20 protein-coding genes are annotated in these 19,737 nt (G+C 43.4%); 9 read left to right on the top strand and 11 right to left on the bottom strand.

All coding sequences use genetic code 11. From position 1 onward, the window contains the following. Positions 1-396: 396 nt before the first annotated feature. Entirely contained in the window at positions 397-1,068 is a 672-nt protein-coding gene (locus R7Z10_RS00235; RefSeq protein WP_047101645.1) for a YoaK family protein, read from the bottom strand. Positions 1,069-1,221: 153 nt separating this feature from the next. Further along, entirely contained in the window at positions 1,222-1,623 is a 402-nt protein-coding gene (locus R7Z10_RS00230; RefSeq protein ID WP_053350495.1) for a GFA family protein, read from the bottom strand. Positions 1,624-1,823: 200 nt separating this feature from the next. On the opposite strand from R7Z10_RS00230, the gene R7Z10_RS00225 reads away from it, so the two are divergent. After that, positions 1,824-2,453 (top strand): hypothetical protein, encoded by a 630-nt coding sequence (locus tag R7Z10_RS00225; protein WP_130545860.1) that lies wholly within the window; start codon positions 1,824-1,826, stop codon positions 2,451-2,453. 124 nt (positions 2,454-2,577) lie between these two features. Next, positions 2,578-3,861: a peptidoglycan DD-metalloendopeptidase family protein gene (locus tag R7Z10_RS00220; protein ID WP_318103609.1), complete on the top strand. Its 1,284-nt coding sequence runs from the start codon at positions 2,578-2,580 to the stop codon at positions 3,859-3,861. 106 nt (positions 3,862-3,967) lie between these two features. On the opposite strand, the gene R7Z10_RS00215 is transcribed toward R7Z10_RS00220, so the two are convergent. Continuing rightward, positions 3,968-5,788, bottom strand: coding sequence for a bifunctional diguanylate cyclase/phosphodiesterase (locus tag R7Z10_RS00215; RefSeq protein ID WP_054577108.1), 1,821 nt, complete (start codon positions 5,786-5,788; stop codon positions 3,968-3,970). A 183-nt stretch (positions 5,789-5,971) separates the two neighbouring features. Then, complete coding sequence (locus R7Z10_RS00210; protein ID WP_318103606.1) at positions 5,972-6,859, bottom strand: LysR family transcriptional regulator; 888 nt, start codon at positions 6,857-6,859, stop codon at positions 5,972-5,974. A 105-nt stretch (positions 6,860-6,964) separates the two neighbouring features. Here R7Z10_RS00210 and R7Z10_RS00205 point away from each other — a divergent pair, with 105 nt between their 5' ends. The 3 genes from R7Z10_RS00205 (at position 6,965) to R7Z10_RS00195 (ending at position 8,950) form a co-directional block, all read left to right on the top strand. Beyond that, positions 6,965-8,158: a multidrug effflux MFS transporter gene (locus tag R7Z10_RS00205; protein ID WP_318103603.1), complete on the top strand. Its 1,194-nt coding sequence runs from the start codon at positions 6,965-6,967 to the stop codon at positions 8,156-8,158. Between the two features lie 176 nt (positions 8,159-8,334). Further along, the gene (locus R7Z10_RS00200; RefSeq protein WP_005375501.1) at positions 8,335-8,682 is read left to right on the top strand and encodes a hypothetical protein; all 348 of its coding nucleotides are present in this window, start codon (positions 8,335-8,337) and stop codon (positions 8,680-8,682) included. 133 nt (positions 8,683-8,815) lie between these two features. Continuing rightward, positions 8,816-8,950, top strand: coding sequence for a hypothetical protein (locus tag R7Z10_RS00195; protein ID WP_017635854.1), 135 nt, complete (start codon positions 8,816-8,818; stop codon positions 8,948-8,950). A 127-nt stretch (positions 8,951-9,077) separates the two neighbouring features. On the opposite strand, the gene R7Z10_RS00190 is transcribed toward R7Z10_RS00195, so the two are convergent. The 3 genes from R7Z10_RS00190 to R7Z10_RS00180 all read right to left on the bottom strand — a co-directional run bounded on the left by R7Z10_RS00190 (position 9,078) and on the right by R7Z10_RS00180 (position 12,028). Continuing rightward, on the bottom strand, positions 9,078-9,692 hold the full coding sequence (locus tag R7Z10_RS00190) for a glutaredoxin (RefSeq protein ID WP_258480905.1): 615 nt from the start codon (positions 9,690-9,692) through the stop codon (positions 9,078-9,080). 43 nt (positions 9,693-9,735) lie between these two features. Further along, positions 9,736-10,593, bottom strand: coding sequence for a DMT family transporter (locus R7Z10_RS00185; RefSeq protein WP_005375542.1), 858 nt, complete (start codon positions 10,591-10,593; stop codon positions 9,736-9,738). Between the two features lie 463 nt (positions 10,594-11,056). Continuing rightward, complete coding sequence (locus R7Z10_RS00180) at positions 11,057-12,028, bottom strand: porin (RefSeq protein WP_136976480.1); 972 nt, start codon at positions 12,026-12,028, stop codon at positions 11,057-11,059. 609 nt (positions 12,029-12,637) lie between these two features. On the opposite strand from R7Z10_RS00180, the gene R7Z10_RS00175 reads away from it, so the two are divergent. Further along, a complete protein-coding gene (locus R7Z10_RS00175) occupies positions 12,638-13,696 on the top strand; it encodes a porin (RefSeq protein ID WP_017821605.1) in 1,059 nt (352 codons plus the stop codon). Positions 13,697-13,917: 221 nt separating this feature from the next. Then, positions 13,918-14,532: a fumarylacetoacetate hydrolase family protein gene (locus R7Z10_RS00170; protein WP_017635857.1), complete on the top strand. Its 615-nt coding sequence runs from the start codon at positions 13,918-13,920 to the stop codon at positions 14,530-14,532. On the opposite strand, the gene R7Z10_RS00165 is transcribed toward R7Z10_RS00170, so the two are convergent. From R7Z10_RS00165 to R7Z10_RS00155, 3 genes are all read right to left on the bottom strand, one after another. After that, positions 14,529-14,840 (bottom strand): AzlD domain-containing protein, encoded by a 312-nt coding sequence (locus R7Z10_RS00165; protein ID WP_005385193.1) that lies wholly within the window; start codon positions 14,838-14,840, stop codon positions 14,529-14,531. The two genes, R7Z10_RS00170 and R7Z10_RS00165, sit on opposite strands and share 4 nt — an antisense overlap. After that, positions 14,840-15,550 carry an AzlC family ABC transporter permease gene (locus R7Z10_RS00160; protein ID WP_054574397.1) on the bottom strand — a complete coding sequence of 237 codons (711 nt, stop codon included), beginning with the start codon at positions 15,548-15,550 and terminating at the stop codon, positions 14,840-14,842. Before R7Z10_RS00160 ends, R7Z10_RS00165 begins: the two co-directional genes overlap by 1 nt. A gap of 79 nt (positions 15,551-15,629) precedes the next feature. Then, positions 15,630-16,457 (bottom strand): AraC family transcriptional regulator, encoded by an 828-nt coding sequence (locus R7Z10_RS00155; protein WP_005385198.1) that lies wholly within the window; start codon positions 16,455-16,457, stop codon positions 15,630-15,632. Between the two features lie 229 nt (positions 16,458-16,686). On the opposite strand from R7Z10_RS00155, the gene R7Z10_RS00150 reads away from it, so the two are divergent. Next, the gene (locus R7Z10_RS00150) at positions 16,687-17,319 is read left to right on the top strand and encodes a LysE family translocator (RefSeq protein ID WP_005375522.1); all 633 of its coding nucleotides are present in this window, start codon (positions 16,687-16,689) and stop codon (positions 17,317-17,319) included. 79 nt (positions 17,320-17,398) lie between these two features. Beyond that, positions 17,399-17,821 (top strand): GNAT family N-acetyltransferase, encoded by a 423-nt coding sequence (locus R7Z10_RS00145; protein ID WP_005375519.1) that lies wholly within the window; start codon positions 17,399-17,401, stop codon positions 17,819-17,821. A gap of 98 nt (positions 17,822-17,919) precedes the next feature. On the opposite strand, the gene R7Z10_RS00140 is transcribed toward R7Z10_RS00145, so the two are convergent. After that, positions 17,920-19,614 (bottom strand): phospho-sugar mutase, encoded by a 1,695-nt coding sequence (locus R7Z10_RS00140; RefSeq protein ID WP_017821603.1) that lies wholly within the window; start codon positions 19,612-19,614, stop codon positions 17,920-17,922. Between the last annotated feature and the right edge of the window lie 123 nt (positions 19,615-19,737).

Raw genomic sequence — 19,737 nt, 5'->3', positions numbered from 1 at the left:
AACATCCGTATTTAATCACAGTTTTGCGGAGGGTACCCGCAAACTGCATCCATTGCAATACTATTCATTAAATACATCTAGTTATTCAGCCGATTTGTCGGGTAATTGGTCAAATAACGTCTAAGTGTATGCGAATATGTTGCTTGTGTTAGAAAATTGTAGCACGAGAGGCGAATTGCGCAGTGAATTATGGGGCGCATTGTGACTGGAATAATAAAATGGTAAACAAATGTGATTTTGATCTGACTAACTTCTTAGCCAGAAATTCAGTTAGCCTTATCTATTCTAAGGTTTTTAGTGGTGTCAAAATACCGTTCAGCGTTTCTTGTACCGTTGCAGTGTGAACCTATTGAGCCAAATCCGATTGAAGCATGTCGCTTCAATCGGATCGAAATTTTATGCTTTTTGTTGACGGCTAAGTATGTATAGGTAACTCCAGTAAATCAGAGCCGTAGAAAAAGCCAATATTGCTGGGAAAACCAGCGTATATAAACCATATACCGTAAATAGAGCCGCTCCCGCGACGCCGCCAAACAAAAAGCCAAAGAAAATGAATAGGAATAATTTTGCTTTACGTCGGTCAAATTGACGACCTCTCAAGCTTTCTCCAATCATAATCCCTAGATCGGTGATGATTCCGGTCATATGTGTGGTTCTGACTACTGCGCCGCTAAACGTGGTGATCATTGCGTTTTGTAATCCACATGCTGCTGATGCTAGATATTGGCCGTACAAATCCCCTTGCACCAAAAAGCCCAAGCTGAGTAAGAGCAAGCTCCCTTCTATGCACAGTGCAACACCATATCTTCGCCCTAGTTTTAACGCACTGCTTTCAATAAAAAAGCCGCTAAAGGCAGCGCCAATCAAAAAGCTAAATACGATGAAGAGCAGGTGAATGGAGCTCTCCACACCTGTTAGCAAGCTGTTCCCTAGCTGAGTTACGGTTCCCGAAAGATGAGTTATCGCTTGGTGTTGAAAGCCGAGAAGACCAACGGCGTTGACGCAGCCCGCGAGAAGAGCTAGTAGAAACGCGCCATATTCCACCCAACGAGGAAGTCTGGAAATCACAATAAACCCCCACCAAATATTAGGAGCCGATTATAACGCTCACACCGAGTTACGAAACCCTTTACAGTAAAACTCGATTGATCATTCTCAAAAAAATCTCACTTATAGGGTGTTTGTCCGAGCCAAAGTAAATACGTGAACGTGGATTGCCCGCTAGCAGATGTGTTCCGTTGTGCATTCGAAACTCACCCACCCGTGTTTCATTTGTTCATAGACTGAAACGGTAGGTTGGTGGAACTCTTTATTGGTAAATAGACCGACGGGAATGATCATGATTTCTGGGTATGCAGCAACGAACAACCTCATTGTCGTGCCGCAGGATGGACAAAAGTCATACTGAACCTCACTGCCATCATCGCCAATTCGGGTATAGCTAGTGACTTCACCGTTTAAAGTGACGTGCTCTTTTTCAAAGCGAGCTTGTACCCCAAAAACACTGCCAGTTCGTTTTTGGCATTCGAAGCAATGGCAGACAGACGTGTGGGTGGGCTCTCCCTTACAACGGATCTCAACTAAACCGCAGGCGCACTCGCATGTATGAATGGTTTTTGTCATCGTGATTACCTATTTGTCCCAATACACCAATAGACCTAGAGCACAGAGCTTGTGTCACTAGCTCGTTATGAGCTCTGGACTTGAAACTATTTGGATACAATCAGTTTAGTTTAATTTTGAAACACTTGAAGAGGTGAAATCATTTGGGTATACAATGGTATACTCGCTTTTCGTTTATACCTTGAAACAAGGAAGTCTTCATGACTCACAAAAAAATCCTGCCGATACCACTTATTCTACTTATTCCAATCGTTTTATTAGTTGTGGTTGTGATCGCAGGTGTTTATCGTTTTAGTTTGTCTGATGACGAGATCATGGCTAAGTTTCCTCAAACAGAAGTAGAAACTAACGTTATTGTGCAAGAGACGCTTGGGATCACTGCACGTAACCCTTGGACGATCCAAGTACCCGAGCAGGGTGCGGTCACTTTTCTTGATGAGTGGGATAAAGAAAACGGCTATTTGATAGGTGACTATGATGCAGGTGCGACAAAAGGTCAGGTACTTGTCCCAACTGCGTCGATTAGTCAGCGTGAGATTGAAGGTGTTTCATGGGTTGTTGCACCGATGATTGTAACGACACAAGGTAGCGGTTCGTTTAACTATGTTGGCTTGTTCAAGTTTGACCCCGTGCCGAGCCGAGTTGTACTTTTAGACAGTATTTTTGTTGGTGACCGCGTGAAATTTACTCAGCTCGAATGGAAAAGTGATACAACTATCACGCTTTCATATTTAGCGCACGGTGACGATCAAGCAATGGCAGACAAGCCAAATCAATTCAATTCATCCACATTACAGCGTGTAGGGAATAACTTACATATGCAACAGTGATGAATTTTTTTTGAGTTCTGTAAAAATTCAGTATTTTCTGCGCTAGATCTCGAAATTTCCTAGTGATTTCTTATTCGGGAATGCATAAGCTATGAGCCTTGTTTGAAAGGAGATAGTAATTCCCGTGTCTACAAATGAAATTACAAGACGGTTGCCGAATCTGACAAGTCGTAGAGCGCTGCTGTTATACTCCTTGCCAGTTTTAGTTGCGATTGGTGTTTCTCACTCTCTCAAAGAGTCATCTTTAACCAAAACCATCGCATTGAACCTACCTGAATCTCAGGTCGTTGAAAAAATTCTTGATGCGACAACTGCCGAAGTTGTCACTCCCCCGAACTTCGAATATCAAATCCAAGCAGGTGACAACCTAAGCACTATTTTTAGTCAGCTCGGTTTCGGTTACAGCTCGTTAATGAAAGTAATGGAAACGGATTTGAACTACTTGGCACTTGATACACTTAAGCCGGGCAATACGCTCCGTTTCTGGCGTGATGATGCGACAGGCGAGTTAGCGAAAATGGAACTGCAATTTTCTATTGCAGATAAAGTGGTCTACAAGCTGAATAGTGATGGTAGCTATGACTTTACTGATATTTCCATTCCTGGCGTGTGGAGCCAAGAACCTTTAGTTGGCGTTATTCAAGGCAGTTTTTCTTCTTCTGCGAGTCGTTTAGGTTTAACGTCGGCGGAAGTGAGTCAAGTCGTAAGCTTACTCAAAGAACAACTTAACTTTGGACGTGATCTTCGTGCAGGTGATCGATTTGAAGTTGTTCGCCGCTCACAAAGCATCAATGTTGTACCAACAGGTAAGAACGAAATTGAGGCGATTAAGATTTATAATCGCGGCCGCGAGATCACCGCTTACCTTCATACTGATGGTCAATTCTACAATGCCAAAGGTGAAAGCTTACAGCGCGCATTCCAGCGTTACCCTGTAAGTAGTCGTTGGCGTATCAGTTCTGGCTTCAACCCTAATCGTTTACATCCAGTAACGGGGCGTGTTGCGCCGCACAACGGCACTGACTTTGCTGTACCAACCGGTACACCAGTCGTTTCTACTGGTGATGGTACAGTGATCATGACTCGTAAACACCCCTATGCGGGTAACTACGTGGTTGTTGAGCACGGCAGCAAATACAAAACCCGTTACTTACACCTAAGTAAGATTTTGGTGAAGAAAGGGCAAAAGGTTTCTCGAGGCCAGCGTATCGGTCTTTCTGGTAAAACAGGTCGAGTGACTGGGCCACACCTTCACTATGAGTTGATTGAATACGGCCGTCCAGTTAACGCTATGCGAGCAAATATCCCAATGGCGAGTTCTGTTCCTAAGAAAGAGATGGCTACTTTTGTCGCGAACAGAGATGAAATGGATAGACTATTACGCGATAAAGAGAAAGCAGTGCTGTAATAAAGTACTTCGCTTAAAAAACAAAAAGAGACTAAGCATAGCTTGGTCTCTTTTACTTTGTGCATTAACTAGATTTGAATTCTATGACAGCAGTTTGTTCAGTACGTTAGGCACTCCGCACTTCACGTTCATTTATCAGGTGTACGATTTCTTCAACACTGTGTGGACGAGAGTAAAAATAACCTTGGATGTAGTGGCAGCCCATTTCAATTAACTTTTGTAGTGCTCTATCGTCTTCTACGCCTTCGGCAATCAAATCCACATCAAGCAGCTCTGCCAATTGTGCTATCAAAAACACTACTTGTTCAGAGGTTGTATTTGAGAGCATGTTCTGCACAAAGGTAGCATCGATTTTGATGCTATCAATCGGATAATTGTGTATATAGTTCAAGCTTGAGTATCCCGTACCAAAATCATCCAGTGCGACTTTAAAACCCAAGTATCGCAACGAGTTAAGTACCATCTGTTCACGGCCACTTTGTGAGAGTAAGACGGTCTCGGTGAGCTCTATAACAAAGTCTTTTGCTTCGTGCTGATACTTTTCAACCATGTTGGTTAAGTGATTAATATAACGGTTGGAATCAACCAGCTCATACGCTGAGCAATTGATGGAGAGTTTTACTTTATAGCCTAGGTTCGCTTCGAGTTCTTGCTTTGCGATACACGCGAGTTCAATAATCCGTTCTCCTAACTCGATAATCAGGCCTGATTGTTCGGCAGCTTCAATGAACTCCGCTGGAGAGATATTTCCATAGATATTGCTATTCCAACGAGTCAAAATTTCAAAGTAATTCCAGCGGTCGCTCGCGATATCGACGATCGGTTGAACCACTACATACAACTCATCGCTGTCTTGTATATCAGTACTTAGCTGGATTCGCATTGCCTCAATAAGCTGCGTCCTACGGTGGTATAAAGCACTAAGGTGTGTGTCGTAATGCTGAATCCGTGTATCGCGGTGTTTTTTACAATCTTTGAGAGCGAGACTGGCATTCAAAATCAGCTCATCGCTGTTCAACATATGTACTGGGGCACGCGCAATCCCAATACTAACGGTGAAAGAAATCCGGTTAGATTTGTCGCTGTAGCCGCTTTCAATTTTGTCGAGTACTTCCTGACACACGGCGACAGGATCTTCGTCGTACGTGATGAAGGCGAATTCATCTCCTGCAACACGGAACGCATTGTTTGGCGACGACAAGCTCTGTTGAATGGCGTTAGCTGTGAACTTAATGATTTGGTCGCCGATATAGTTTCCGTTGATATCATTGATCGATTTGAAATTATCGATATCAAGATACGCCAAACTGAATGGGCGAGTCGCCTGCTGCGTTAATGTCTCCAAGGTATCAGCTAAACAGCTACGGTTGAGCAGTCCAGTTAGGTTATCATGCGATACCTCATAGCTAAGCTGATTAAGAAGCTTATCTGAACGTTCACTGACCCACTTTTCACGTAAGCTATGAATAATGACATTGGCATAAAATCGGTGGAAGTCGAGGATATCTTGCGCTTCTTTCGCGTGGATGCTTCGGGTAAAGGTAGACAGTAAAATTCCCAGAACTTCGCCATTTTGTGTCTTCAATGGCAGGCCAATGTATGCTTGAATGCCATCTTCTTGAAACATCTTATCTTCAGGAAAACGCTTGTATACCTGGTCTTGATAGAAAATATGTTCGCCAATGTCTTTCGCCACTTTTTCACAGGGGGTGCCTGAAAGGTGGTAGCTTAGATTGTCTGTAATTTTTCCATTGCTGGCGAAGGAAATGGTATGAGCCGAATGCTGAAGATGCGCAACTTCTACAACGCAAGTGCAATGGCTCTGTAAGTGTTGATGAATATCTAGCGTGACTCGGTTTAGCTGAGCCGTGCCGTTTAGCTTCAATATCTCATCAATTTTGTGGAAACTGATTTGTACCTGACCCATCGAGCATTTCACCTAGCGTTGTTATTAACATATCGTGTAAGACACGACGAATTATTATTTGATATGCATCAAATAAACTATCGGTTACTAAGGCAGATTTTTCAAATTTTATGAACGAACAAATCATTATTTTCATGTTTTTATGCTTGAACTTTTTAAAGGTATAGCGATAAAAACGCTAAGCTAGGCGCGCTTTTCCTCTTCTAATCGTGATTTGAGATAATCGAGGAATAGCTTAGTTCGGGTATGCTGATAATCCAGCTTTGGATAGTAGGCATATACAGTAGCTTTATCCGCTGTGATCTCGGACAGGATAGGGACTAACGCGCCGGATTTGAGATCATCTTTGATCATGACGTTGTTCGTCATCAAAATACCCATGCCTCTTTTGGCACCATGAAACAGCGCTTCTGGGTTGGTCGTGGCAAAGTTACCGGACAAGTTGATACGCTTACCTCGATTTGTTTTGATTTCTCGTGAGGGTTTTTCACCCCAAATCAGGACATTATGCTCTGTCAGATCCTCAACGCATTGTGGGGTGCCGTATTTTTTTAGGTAACTAGGCGCAGCGTAAAACTGGGCTTTATGTTCGAAAAGCGCAGTGGCTTTGAAACTCAGAGAGTTCAGTTGCTCTAATTCCCGGCTAATAAACAGGTCTAAGCTTAGCTCTGGCAATTGGCCTGGTAGCGTTGTCGTTAATTGAAGCGTGATGTCTGGATATTTCTCAAGAAAATCATCAAGATAATGAACTAGAAATTTAGAACCAACGGCCAGCGTTGCCCCAATTTTTAATAGCCCCGCTGGTGATTGGTTGACTGAGCGAGTTTCATCTAATACCGATTGCCATGAATCAAGCTGACTTTTTGCTCGTTGATAAAACAGCGCACCAGCTTCAGTTTGGCTAATTGAGCGGGTCGTACGTTTGAGTAGTTGAACGCCAATTTTATCTTCTAGCCATTGAACTCGCTTACTGATAGCTGAGCTGGTGGTATTGAGTTTCCGCGCTGCTGCATTAAAGCTACCTTCTTCGACCACACGAATATAACTCTTCACGCTTTGAATCCAGTCCATTGTATCTCCTTGGGAATTAATTCCTTTCCAACTTAGCTGATTATCATCTTTGAGTATCAAATATACACTGTTTGCCATCAATCTGTCACAAAGTAGGAGGAACGTTTGCGTAAAACACCATTGTTATTAGCGATGATGATCATTGCCACAGGCCAAGTTGGCGTTAGTATTTATCTTCCTTCTTTGCCGTTGATTGGTCATGACTTGAATTTGCCGCAACATTCGATTCAGAATCTCGTCACGCTATTTCTCGTTGGCTTCGGTATCTCTCAGCTTTTTTACGGCCCATTGTCTGATGCGATTGGTCGTCGGCCGGTGTTTATTCTGGGGCAAAGTGTATATCTAGTTGGTACGGTTATTTGCATCGCGTTTTCGGACAACATTGTTGCCCTTGAAGCGGGACGGTTACTGCAAGGCCTAGGAGCGGGCAGCGCTTCGGTACTTGGTCGGTCAGTACTGCGTGATAGTTATGACGGTATGCAATTAACCAAAGCGCTATCTTATATTTCAGTCACTGCTTCAGTGATGCCAATTATTGCTCCGCTGTTTGGTGGCTGGATTGCTTTTCACCTGAGTTGGCATGCTGTCTTCGTGTTTGTACTGATTTACTTAATGGCAATTTTTACACTTGGTTTATTGGTGCTGCCAGAAACGCTGCCTTATCCGAAGAGAAAATTTAAAGTAGGCGAAGTAAGCGCGAACTATTTGCGTCTGTTAACGAATACACAAGTGATTGGTAGTGCGAGCTACAACTGGCTTAGTTATTTATCGGCTCTGGTTACTCTCTCCTTGTATCCATTTTTAATGCAACAAGAGTTAGGATTAACGGCGGCAGATTACGGCTCTTTGATGATCATGCCATCAGTTGGTTTGCTGACGGGTAGCTTAGTGCTGAACTTGATCAATGCTCGTTACAAAGCTCAGCAAATCTTGCTGATGAGTTTCGCGATTGTTGCTGTTGCTGGCTTCATGTTGTTGGTTACCCCCTTCAGTGTATTTTCATTGCTGACGGCATTCACGTGTTTAAGTTTTGCTCAAGGCATGTCATTCCCAGTATCGATCAGTTTGCTACTTTCACCACATAAGCAACAGGCAGGCGCGGTTTCTGCGCTATCTGGTTCTATTCAAATGTGTTTAGCAGGTTTGTTTGGTGGGTACTTAGTAGACTCATGGGTTACGAATCAGCAGCAGCTTGGGGTGTTTTATTTGTTTATTGCGTTACTTTCTTGCTTTGTTCTTGTACTAAGCCAATTTCGTAAAGTGCCAGAAGGGACGGTTCAAGCAGAAACTTCCATCTGAATATACTTGCAACCAGAAGGTCGGCTTTCTAAAATGCGCAGCTAAATTAAGTCTGGCTTGTTGTGTATACTGAATGACTTGGTTTGAAAGGAAGAGGGCGAACCTTGATACTTCTCTCAAGCTTGGAATACATTTCTGCCCAATGGCTATCCGATCTCTAATCGTTAGGTGAAAGAATGCAACAAAACGAATTTGAAACACTGGTAAAAGAAATTACTCAGCAAGAAAGCATGCCAAAGGCACTTGAAATCTTGAAGGCGTGTGAGGAAGAAGAAGTTGCACAAGCGGCGCAATCCCTAACGGGTCAGTTTGGCCTTGCAGAAGTTGATGGTGAGAAACGTATTTACCATATTACCACTCAAGAAGATGAGTCCGGAGAAGAGCAAGAATACGTAGAGCACGTCATGAATGAAGGCGATCACTTGATCAAGTTTGCTGCGTGGTTCTTTGAAACATTCTTTGAAATCAAACAGAAAGATACGTACGTCGCAGCGGGAAAAACATACCAACAACCTAAGCGATAGACGCTCATTTCAAGAAATCCACGAAAATCAAACTGAAAGCTAATTACAAAATAAATGTGACTGGAGTCTTGTTTTTATCTAATTGTGGTGTAAAATTACAACATAGTTAAGTCAATACATTCAGGAGAAGGTCATGGGTAACGAACTTGGTGGTGCTTATATTGGCCAGATGATTGCAAAAGACGCGATGCACAAAGCGCTTTACGGTAAAGCGAAGAAGAAAAAAGCTTCTGTTTTTGCTCGTGTTATTAAAAAACTGGCGAAATAATTTAAAAAGCCCTGATTGAAAAATCAGGGCTTTTTGCTTTTCTCTGTTTTGTTGTTAGTAAGTAGCCAACATATTGCACAACATTGGCAAAACGCTACTCAAAGACTGATGACATTTAAATCTAGAATTACGCGGATTGGCTTGGTATCTCCACAACATTGTTAGGCACTTTATCTAGCCCCTTTGCTGATAACCACTTTTCTAAATCGTCAGCGCCTCCAATATATTTTCCATCTAACCAGATTTGCGGCACTGTTACCGGTGTTTTTTCGCCAATGATGGCTTTTACTTCAGGAATCATGCGGTATAAGGCGGCGCTGTCTTTAACTACATCATGGTACTCATACTGAACGCCAGCCTCGTCAAGTAATTGTTTGGCTTTGACACAGTAAGGGCAAGTTGCTTTACCATAAACAATGTTGCCTTTTAGCTCATCGCGTTTTACCCACTCAGCAATAACAGACTGTACAAGCACACCCCGATTCAATGCTTCTCCTTGGCTGATAACTTTCCCTTCGACAAGAAGAATGGGTGCATGCCAAGCACCAGCTTTTAATGGTCCCCACCAGTGCGATAACCAATCTTTTACTTCAAGTTCAACGGGCACATCGGCTAGTTCGTTTTCAAAAGTATCCTTTAAAATATCCTTGGTTAATGTACATTCACCACAAGGAATATTGACTTTGAATGGGCCCCAACTACCAGCCCAGCGATACAGTGTAATTTTGATTGGTTGACTCATATGGGTTCCTCATTTCCTTTCCTGAAAATATAGAACTTTTAAATTAGATTTTTCTTTCAACTAACTTTGTCTTTTTCGCTTCCCAATGCGTAATAAACGCAATAGATGCAATAATAATCGCAGCACCTAACCATAAACGACCAGGTGGCACCCAACCAAACACCAACCAACCAGCAACAACATTCAAAGGCAGTTTGGCGTGATCAAATGGTTGCACAAATGAGGCGTCTGCTACTGCATATGCTTTAACGATTGCCCATTGAGCGAGTGCTGTAAGTGCACCTGCGGCTAAAAGCACACCCCATATCGTCCACGTATCTGGCATAGTAAACGTCGGTATCGCTAACAAGATATTAAATGGTGTTATCAGCAGCAATAAATAGACAACCATGGTTGAAGGCGGATCGTTTACCGACATTTTTTTAACCATTAATGAATACGCTGCCCAGAAAAATGCGGCGCCAACAGGGAGCAGGGTCGCCCATGTAAATGAGTCTGCCCAAGGCTCAAGAATGATCATGGCACCAACAAACCCCGTCAATGTCGCTAACCAGCGTGCAGTACCTACTTTCTCTTTGAGTAACAAGCCAGAACCAACTGTGGCAAATAACGGAGAGGTCATGAGAAGTGCAATGCCTTGCCAAATTGGAACGGGGTAAGCGAGAGCCCATAACCAAAGTTGAATCCCGATAACAGAGAGAAAAATGCGGAATGCATGCCAGCCAAAGTGTTGGGTTCTTAAAGAACGTCTAATCCCAAGTGTACGTAGGTAGGGCAGAATAACAAATAAGGCGATTGCATATTGGAATAACGCAAATGTGGTAGAGGAGACACCAAAGTTGATGCTAGCAATTTGGGCGAAGCTGTTCACTATGGCGAATGCCAAGCCAGCTGTTAGCATCCAGGACGCACCTTGAACAGGATGATGATTCAATTGAAAAATTCCAGTTTGATAGAGGTGGCGGGATCATACGTCCTATTGTTTTTCGCGCCAATAAAAAAATGCCTCCCAGAGGGAGGCGACATTACCAATTCAAAGGACGTGCCTGTTATAACAGGTACAAAGAACGAGAAGCACAAACGCTGCCATGCATTTGCATAAATAATATTGCAGAACACGTGCCAACTTTTATGTGTTTGATTTTAAATGGTTTTTTGGTTTTTCTGTGTTGTCGATTAGATGAAATGCACTAACTTAGTGATCAATCGCATTAAAAGAGGGCAGAAGTAGGCGTCGTTACGCTCGTTTTTCATTGCTGAGCGATGCTTGGATAGTGTGAAAACTTATCGAGTTGTGTTGGGTTAAATAAAAATGGCCAGCAAAGGTGCTGGCCAAGTGGACTCGCTCTTAGGACAAGAGTGAATTAGAAATCGTAACGTACGCCTAGGCGCAGTGTATCTTCGCCTTCTGTTACTAGACCTGTTGTTGCATCTTTTGCTTCATCAAGTTGGTTGATGTAGTAAGACAGGTAAGTACGGAAGTTGCTGTTTAGTTTGTAGTAACCAACAAGCTCGATACCTTCAACTGTGTCGTACTTTGAACCGTTGTCTGGATCATTCTCTTGAGCTGTGTATAGAGCTGCAAGTGTCACTTTGCTTGCTACTTTGTAGCTTGCGACTAGCTCGTAAGCCGTAAAGTCTTCAGAGTCAGTCAGGGAACCTTGAGAATAAGTACCTGCTAGGTAAAGGTTGTCCATCGAGTAAGCGATACCACCTAGAATTTGATCTTCAGAGTTATCTTTATCTACATCGCCACCAGAGTATGCAAGACCAAAGTCGAGGCCCATTGGTAGTGAGTACATTCCAGAGATGCCGTATTTATCTTCGTTATCGCTAGAGTTTGCTTGGTAGGTTGCTTGAAGTTGTAGTGCATCAAACGCACCACGGTATGCGAAAACGCTGTCTTGCTTATCAGACGACGAATCAATAACTTGCTGAACACCAGAGAATTCTGTGATATCCGTCATGTCAGAGATGATGACTGCAGCCATGTCTTGACGACCTACAGAGAAAGCACCGATATCAGAGTCGACGCCTGCATACATGTAGCGGTTTTTGAATTCACTCTTGCCCGTTTTTTGTTCGGCTTCGTAAACACCGAAAGCAGAAAGGCCGTTGCCGATGTCTGTTTTACCTTTTAGGTTAAGACGAGCACGGCTTTTATCTTCCATGGAACCTTCAATTTCAGCACCGTCTGAACCGATGAAGTCACCACGAAACTCAACGCGGCCGCCAACTTTTAATTCAGTACCGTCGTTTTTGTATACAGTTGCTGCGAATGATGGTGCTGATACCAATGCTGTAAGAATTGCAGTAGTTAGTGCTGCCTTTTTCATTTTCTTATTACCCTAGTTGTAATCGATGGGCTTTCTTGCCCGATGTGTTGATGACGCTAAGGTAAAGGCTGAAAATGAAAGATAGATTTCTGTTAAGTTATGATTTGATTGCACTTTTATTGCTGGAAAGAATAAGTTCCCCTTCTCATACCACTTATAAAAAGAAAGGTTTATCTTTTTTGAGGTTTTTTCCTCTCCGTTAAAGACTGTGTTTTTTTCAAAAAGTTCCTGAATTGCTTCTTGACCCTAAATGTAAGTAAACATTTCAATTTGGCAGGGAAGTTTGGCCTAAAAATAGCGAATCATCAGCTATTTGTGAGCTAACTCTCTCTAAAGCATTTCTTATTGTAAGGTTTTTATTTCTCGATTTCTTGAAGACTAAGTAAACGATTGCTTTTTAGGTTTTGTCTGAGATCTTTTCACTCGGTTGTCAGGAACTAATCAAATAAAGTGTCGGCAGTTGTTACACAAAGGTAAAACTAATCTGGTGGAAACGATGCCTCGGATAGCCTTTGTATTCCTCTCTTTGTTCATCATTTCGTTTTTACGAAAGTGAACCAAAGCCGGGTCTAAAACTGACTAACCAACTAATAAGTAATGGATTTAGAAATGAATAAAAAATTATTAGCAGCGGCAATCGCGGCAGCAACCTTCGGTACTCAAGCAGTTGCAGTGGAACTATATAATAACGATGGCACAACATTTTCGATGGGCGGCCACGTTTCTGTTAATTTAAATGGATCAGAGCAAGGTGACACGGATGTGGGTACTAACTCTCCTCGTATCAATATCTCTGCGACACAGGATTTGGGTAATGGCTTCACCGCAGACGCACGTGGTGAATGGGCGCTAAACTACTTAGACGGTGGTGAAGAGTCGTTTAAAACTCGTCTAGGTTACTTAGGTATAACGCATGAGGTTTATGGTCGTGCAGTAGGTGGTACGCAATGGTCACCTTACTACGATGTCGCAGGTATTGCAGATATGCCAATCGCGTTTGCCAACGACTTCATCTATGACGATCATGGAAACCTTGGCACTGGCCGTGCGGATAAAATGCTTTCTTACCGTAATGCCATCGAGCTGGGTGAAGCGGGTGTGATCAACTTTGGTCTTGGTTGGCAGGGTGCAAACGATGATTACACGCGCAACGATGCTGGAGTTATAACTGGCGGTGCTAAATACGATGACCGTGTGCAAGCTGCGCTTTCTTACTCAATCATGGGCGCTAAAATCGGTTACTCTTACAATGGCGGCGATTTCCAGCACCCTGCATATGCAGGTAAGCACACGGCGGAATCACACGTTGTATCAGCATCTTACGGTGCGTACGGCCAAGGCCTATTCCTTGCTGCGGTTTATGGTTCAAACGAAAACATGAACTTCAGTGCAAAAGGCGACCGTTTAGAAGAAAGTGATGCATACGAAGCGATCATCGCGTACGCTCTAGCAAACAGCCTAAACTTGAGTGTTAACTATGAGATGGTGGAAGGTAAAGAGTTTAAGAACTCTAAAACAGAAACTGCTCGTGAAGAAATGGCACTACAAGCAGAATACAACTTCACGCCTAAATTTGTTGGTTACGCGGGTTACCAGTTTGACCTAAATGACGACAATGGTCGTGAAACTGATGACAAATGGGCGTTAGGTGCTCGTTACTACCTATAATAGGGTTTAGCGAGAACTATTATTCAAGCTCATTGATCTAAAGCCAGCCTCGTGCTGGCTTTTTTGTCTATTTGTTTTACAAATACTTTGCTGTTTCAATTAGATGATACAAAACTCAAAACGGGGTGAATGTCTTATTTTTTACACTAGAGGTTGCTATTTAGTGTCGTTAAGTCAATAGGTTAGATTATGATGGGATTTTTGTTTTGCAGGGAAGAATGATGAGTGTTATTCAAGTTGAAGAAAAGAAAGTAGAAGTGGGTAAAGTGCTTTGTGTTGGACGAAATTACGTTGAACACATTCATGAGCTTAATAATGCAATGCCTGAGCAAATGGTTGTATTTAATAAACCCGCAACTTCCGTATCAACAACTCTGCGTTCATTCCATCAAGAGCCCCTTCATTATGAGGCTGAAATCTGCTTTTTGATCAAGGATGGACGTTATTCAGCGGTTGGTTTGGGATTGGATCTGACCAAGCGTGGTTTGCAATCCTCGCTTAAAAATCAGGGGTTGCCGTGGGAGCGAGCTAAGGCATTTGATGGCTCTGCTGTGTTTAGTCGGTTTGTCTCTTTGGATAACATTGATATCAATGATCTTAACCTTGAGCTCTTAATCAACTGTGTTCGTGTACAAAAAGGTCACGTTAACCAAATGCTCTATCCGCCGCTAACTATCCTGGATGAATTAACCAGTTACACAACACTTCAAGATGGCGATGTAGTGATGACTGGTACACCAAAGGGCGTTGGTGAGGTACATGAAGGTGACATCTTCCTTGGTCGATTAAAGTGTGGCGATGTCACCTTGTTGGAGATTGAGTGGTTGGCGGATTAAAGCCAAATTCGTAGAACGAGAAATACCACCATACTGATAACCGTCGTTAAAAGAACATTTTTAGTAAAATACGCGATTAAAGCAGCCAGTACGGCAGCCAGTAAAAATGGGTTTTGCACATTGACGCTGAGCTCCCCATCGGGAATGAAAACGATCGGTGCCCAGATCGCAGTCAGTACTGCGGGGCTAGCGTAATTGAGTACTTTTTGAGTGCGCGTCCCTAATCGCAATGGTAGCTTGGGTTCTAAAAACAAGTAGCGGCTGGTGAAAACAAGTACCGTCATCAGCAAAATAGCCAACATGATCATTAGCGTTTCTCCTTTACTTGTTCCACAAAGTAACCAGTAAGCATGGCTAAAATGCTCGAAATCATCAAACTTCCCTCAATTTGATAATAGGTTAGGGCAACTGAGCTCACCAAAGACACAATAACACTCGCGAGCACCGCTGCATTTTTAATGGTGGGTACTACTATCGCGATAAAAGTAGCGGCTACAGCAAATTCCAAACCCATTTCGTTCAGTTCAGGGATTAGACTTCCCGCAATAATGCCCGTCAATGTCGCGACATTCCAAAACAGGTAAAAACTCAGACCAGCCCCAAGTGCATACCAGCGATTAAATTGTTTATCGGAATGGTGGCCTACAATCGCAAACAGCTCGTCAGTAAGTAAGAAGCCGAGTGATAATCGCCATTTTAGAGGGAGCGGTGCAATTTTACTGCGCATCGATACACTGTAGAGGAAGTGTCGAGAGGTGATAAAAAACGTTGTCAGTAACATGGTCACTAGACCTGCTCCCGTTTTAATCATACCCATCGCGACGAGCTGTGCAGAACCTGCGAACAGAATGGCGGATAGTGCTTGTCCTTCCAAAGGGTGAAGCCCAGTATCAATTGCGAATGAGCCTGCGAGTAAGCCCCAAGGGAGCACTGCGATACTCAGAGGCATCATCGCAAGTGTACCTTGCCAAAATAGCGTGGCTTTTGATTCTTTTTGTAACGGCAAAGTGTGGTCCATAGTTTCTTCTTATTTATTCCTAAATCAGATTACCAAGATAGCTCGGTAGTCGCATAACGCCTTGTACAATATTGCTGCTTTAGCTGTGACGGACGTATTGGCCGGGAGTGACGCCCATGGCTTTTTTAAAGTGTCGATGCAGATGGCTTTGATCATGGAAGCCGCATTCTTGTGCCACGTCTGAAATTTTTTGTCCCATTTTTAGTAGCTTCTTCGCCATACGTAAACGTTGCTGAATTTGATAGGCATGAGGCGGAAAGCCAAATTGCTTTTGAAACTCTCTCAGCAGATGAAAAGGGCTTAATCCAGACAGTTTGGCGAGTTCTTCTAGTGAGACGTCCGTTTGTGGAAAGTCTTCCAAAAATTCTCTGACGAGCTGCACTTGTCGCTGAGCTCTGGTTGACTCTTTCAGTGGTGCCCGATGAGTGCTGTGTTTACTGGCTAGCTTGATCAACGTGCCGTAAACCAAAGTTTCTCTCAATAAACGGTTGTCTGATTTTTCTAGTGTTTCAAATACCAATCGTAACTGACTAGCCAGCTCAGGATCGTAAACCACAGGTTGAGGGAAATAGGGCAGAGCTACATTTGGTGAACCAAGCTCTTGTCCTAAAGTTTGAAACTGCTGAGGTACAGGGTACATTGCTTTGTATTCCCAACCGCCTTCCGAGGCTGAATGCCCGTTGTGTACTTCATCTGCATTAACAAGGATGATGCTGTCCTGTGGCGCGATATGATTCCCGCCCGTCCTAAAAAATTGTTGTGCCCCTTTTTCGATGACACCAATAGTGTAACCTTCGTGGCTATGGCGTGAAAAATTCTGCTTCTCATACTTTGCATCGAGAAGTTCTAAACCGCCGAGCTCTTGAGCTATCTTGAAGGTAGCGATTTCCTTATTCTTTTCTTTCATCTTTATCCGGTCTGCTCAAGAAAATCATTTTAGAAGTGTAACGGATCCATCGTGCTTATTTTTGTACAAAATTGCTATTCGATTTTGATAAACAGGCGAATTGATTGCTACTTTTCAACTGGGCAAACTATGATTTTTATTTTTTGACTTATCTTGGCTATTTTGGGCTGGATGATGTTATTTTGTTGGTATAACATTCGCCGCCTTGTTGTAGAAAAGCGGTTCCATCATGATTGATTTATCTGTACTTCCTGTTTATCTCACCGCAGTAGTGGCTTTGTTGCTGTTACCAGGGCCCGATATGTTGCTGATAGCGAGCTCTAGTATGAGTTACGGTAAGAAGGTCGGTCTTTTTGCTAGCTTAGGCAATGCGACGTCTGGTGTTATTCTTACTTTGCTTGCTGCGATGGGAGTATCTACCCTGATTGCCATGAGCCCAATAGCCCTTAAAGTCCTTCATCTACTAGGTGGCGCTTACTTGTTAAAAATGGGTTGGGACTGCTTACGAGCTGAGGCATCTTCGGCTCCAGAGCTTGATGGTCAAAACAAAATGGCATCAACTTATTATCAACGTGCTTTGATGAGTAATTTGCTCAACCCTAAAGCCTTGGTCTTTTTTGTGATGTTTTTGCCGCAGTTTGTCTCAAGCAATATCACGGCATCTTCCGGTGAGCAGATGCTAGCGCTAGGGTTATTGTTGAACGTTCTTGGCTTGTCATTCAATTTATTACTTGTTGGGTTAGCAGGCACATTGGGCAAAGGGCTGCTCGAGAACGAAAAATTCCGCACGTATCAACATAAACTAATGGGGTTAGTGTTTGTTATTCTGGCGTTGTGGATGCTGAGTAGTTTCGCCTTGTAAAGTTATCATATTCCATCAGAAAGCCAGCAATTGCTGGCTTTTTGTTTTAGGATATTGGTGTTTCCTAAGGAGAGGATATATGAAGCTTGAATTTTGTTTAAATCCAGATCAAACAGACCTTGATTTTGTTCGTGAAGGTATTCGATCTTATAACCGACTGCATTTACCTGAAGGGGAAGTGCATGCTGTAGGCTGTTTCGCAAAAGATGAGAATGGCAAGATCATGGGTGGCTTGACTGGCGAAATGTTTAAAAATACGGTGTTTGTGGAGTTTTTGTGGGTAGACGCTGAAAGTCGAACCTCTGGTCTCGGTAGTCAATTAATGTCGATGCTAGAACAAAAAGTAAAGCCTCATGGGGTTACCCATGTTTATTTGGATACCTACAGCTTTCAAGCTCTTGAGTTCTATCTCAAATTGGGTTTTGAGAAAGTGGGGCAGTACTCAGGCTATCCTGCAGAGGGCATCCACAAGTACTTTCTACAAAAGGAAATTGTAGGCTAGGGAAAGCACGGGTTAGCTTGACTTGTTCTAGTGAAAATCAAAAAAGAGGCGCGAATTTGCGCCTCTTGTTGTATCAAATATCTATGTTTCTCTTTGACTTACAAACTTTGCTGGTGCGCGTCGATAAGTTCGTTCATCTTCGCTTCTGCTGCTTGCTGTGCTTGCTCATAGCTCATATCCGCAGGGAAGAGGTTGATGACTTCGTAGTAACATTTTAGTTTTGGCTCAGTACCAGAAGGACGAACAATCACGCGTGATTGATCTTCTAGGTGATAAATCAATACGTCACTTGCCGGTAAGTCAATGGATTCTTCAGAGCCGTCGTCAAACATGCGAACCGATGTTTTTAGATCTTCGGTTACTGCAACTTTTTTACCAGCAATCTCTGTTGGTGGATTTGCTCGGAGTTTGTCGCCGATTGGTGGAGAGTTCGGGTCGAGAGCGATGCTGCGTTGTGCGTTGAAGTAGAAACCGTGCTCGCGGTACAGCTCTTCCAGTTTATCCCACAGTGTTTTGCCTTGCGCTTTAAGCTTGCCTGTTAGCTGTGAAAACGCGACGATTGCAGATAAACCATCTTTATCCCACACCTTGTTACCCACGGTATAACCGAGCGCTTCCTCATAAGCAAACAAGAATGGGTTGGTTTCTGTCTCTTGTTCCATGGCAACGTTAGTAAGCCATTTAAAGCCAGTTAATGTTTGATAGTATTGTGCGCCATGCGCCTTAGCGATGCTGCTCAGCATTCTTGAGGATACGATGGTGTTGCCAACCAAAGCGTTAGGTTGCTGTTCCAACAAGTAATCGCCAAACAGTGAGCCCACCTGATCACCCGTTAGCATTTGATACTCGCCATCTGGGCGTTTAACTGCCACGGCAAAACGGTCCGCATCTGGATCGTTAGCGCAAGCGATATCGGCATCTACGGACTTACCTAACGCCATCACCATATCCATTGCACCGGCTTCTTCAGGGTTTGGGAAGTTGACGGTTGGGAAGCTTCCATCAGGTTCGCGCTGTTCCTTAACACTTGCCACTTTTTGGAAGCCTGCGTCGGCAAGTAGCGTTTCCGCCATATTCGCGCCAACGCCATGCATCGCAGTGTAAGCGATAGAAATATCGGTGTTGTTGTCAGGAGTAAGCAGCGCGTTTTCATTCATTGTCTTACGGTAAGTTTGGTAGTAGTCGTCTTCCAACCAAACTAACAAACCGTGCTGTTTTGCATCATCGAGAGACATTAAAGGTAATGGCTTCGTTGTTGCGTCATCAATTTTCGCTGCGATTCCAGAGTCGTGCGGAGGAATAATCTGTGCGCCATTCTCCCAATATACTTTAAAGCCATTGTATTCTGGTGGATTGTGACTGGCAGTAACAACAACAGCGGCCGCCGCATTCAATGTACGGACACCAAACGCGACAATTGGGGTTGCTGCAACGTCATACGTTAGGTAAACCTTGATACCAAGGGCCGTCAGTACGGATGCGGTATCATGCGCGAATTGTTTTGAATCGGGACGACCGTCGTAGCCAATAACGACACCACGACTCGCGGCATCTTTGACTTGCTCAAGCAAATAGTGCCCTAAACCAGTGGCGGTCTCTTGAATCACCAAGCGGTTCATTCGGTTTGGACCTGCGCCCACTTTGCCACGTAAGCCTGCAGTACCAAAGGCAAGGCGTGAGCCAAAGCGATCAGTAAGTTCTTGTTCATTGTTCGTATCGACGAGGTGTTGTAGCTCTTCACGAGTCTTAGGATCAGGGTCTCGTTCTAGCCATTGAGTAATTAGTGCTGTCATATCAGTCATTCCTTAGTAGGTGGAGCCTACTTTCTTGGACACTTCGTTTGGTAAGTATCTCAATGTTTTCTTTTAAATCAATGTAAATGGTTCTCAATTACATTTCAAAGAGGGCAATCGATA

The sequence above is a fragment of the Vibrio sp. Vb1018 genome (assembly GCF_033338775.1).
Lineage (GTDB): Bacteria > Pseudomonadota > Gammaproteobacteria > Enterobacterales > Vibrionaceae > Vibrio > Vibrio alginolyticus.
This window is presented reverse-complemented; position numbering and strand designations above follow the sequence as displayed.

Excerpts from the sequence above, each read along its gene's own strand:
- R7Z10_RS00230 (WP_053350495.1), bottom strand. The coding sequence starts at position 1,623 with ATGACAAAAACCATTCATACATGCGAGTGCGCCTGCGGTTTAGTTGAG.
- R7Z10_RS00225 (WP_130545860.1), top strand. The coding sequence starts at position 1,824 with ATGACTCACAAAAAAATCCTGCCGATACCACTTATTCTACTTATTCCA.
- R7Z10_RS00215 (WP_054577108.1), bottom strand. The coding sequence starts at position 5,788 with ATGGGTCAGGTACAAATCAGTTTCCACAAAATTGATGAGATATTGAAG.
- R7Z10_RS00210 (WP_318103606.1), bottom strand. The coding sequence starts at position 6,859 with ATGGACTGGATTCAAAGCGTGAAGAGTTATATTCGTGTGGTCGAAGAA.
- R7Z10_RS00200 (WP_005375501.1), top strand. The coding sequence starts at position 8,335 with ATGCAACAAAACGAATTTGAAACACTGGTAAAAGAAATTACTCAGCAA.
- R7Z10_RS00195 (WP_017635854.1), top strand. The coding sequence starts at position 8,816 with ATGGGTAACGAACTTGGTGGTGCTTATATTGGCCAGATGATTGCAAAA.
- R7Z10_RS00190 (WP_258480905.1), bottom strand. The coding sequence starts at position 9,692 with ATGAGTCAACCAATCAAAATTACACTGTATCGCTGGGCTGGTAGTTGG.
- R7Z10_RS00185 (WP_005375542.1), bottom strand. The coding sequence starts at position 10,593 with ATGCTAACAGCTGGCTTGGCATTCGCCATAGTGAACAGCTTCGCCCAA.
- R7Z10_RS00180 (WP_136976480.1), bottom strand. The coding sequence starts at position 12,028 with ATGAAAAAGGCAGCACTAACTACTGCAATTCTTACAGCATTGGTATCA.
- R7Z10_RS00175 (WP_017821605.1), top strand. The coding sequence starts at position 12,638 with ATGAATAAAAAATTATTAGCAGCGGCAATCGCGGCAGCAACCTTCGGT.
- R7Z10_RS00170 (WP_017635857.1), top strand. The coding sequence starts at position 13,918 with ATGAGTGTTATTCAAGTTGAAGAAAAGAAAGTAGAAGTGGGTAAAGTG.
- R7Z10_RS00165 (WP_005385193.1), bottom strand. The coding sequence starts at position 14,840 with ATGATCATGTTGGCTATTTTGCTGATGACGGTACTTGTTTTCACCAGC.
- R7Z10_RS00160 (WP_054574397.1), bottom strand. The coding sequence starts at position 15,550 with ATGGACCACACTTTGCCGTTACAAAAAGAATCAAAAGCCACGCTATTT.
- R7Z10_RS00155 (WP_005385198.1), bottom strand. The coding sequence starts at position 16,457 with ATGAAAGAAAAGAATAAGGAAATCGCTACCTTCAAGATAGCTCAAGAG.
- R7Z10_RS00150 (WP_005375522.1), top strand. The coding sequence starts at position 16,687 with ATGATTGATTTATCTGTACTTCCTGTTTATCTCACCGCAGTAGTGGCT.
- R7Z10_RS00145 (WP_005375519.1), top strand. The coding sequence starts at position 17,399 with ATGAAGCTTGAATTTTGTTTAAATCCAGATCAAACAGACCTTGATTTT.
- R7Z10_RS00140 (WP_017821603.1), bottom strand. The coding sequence starts at position 19,614 with ATGACAGCACTAATTACTCAATGGCTAGAACGAGACCCTGATCCTAAG.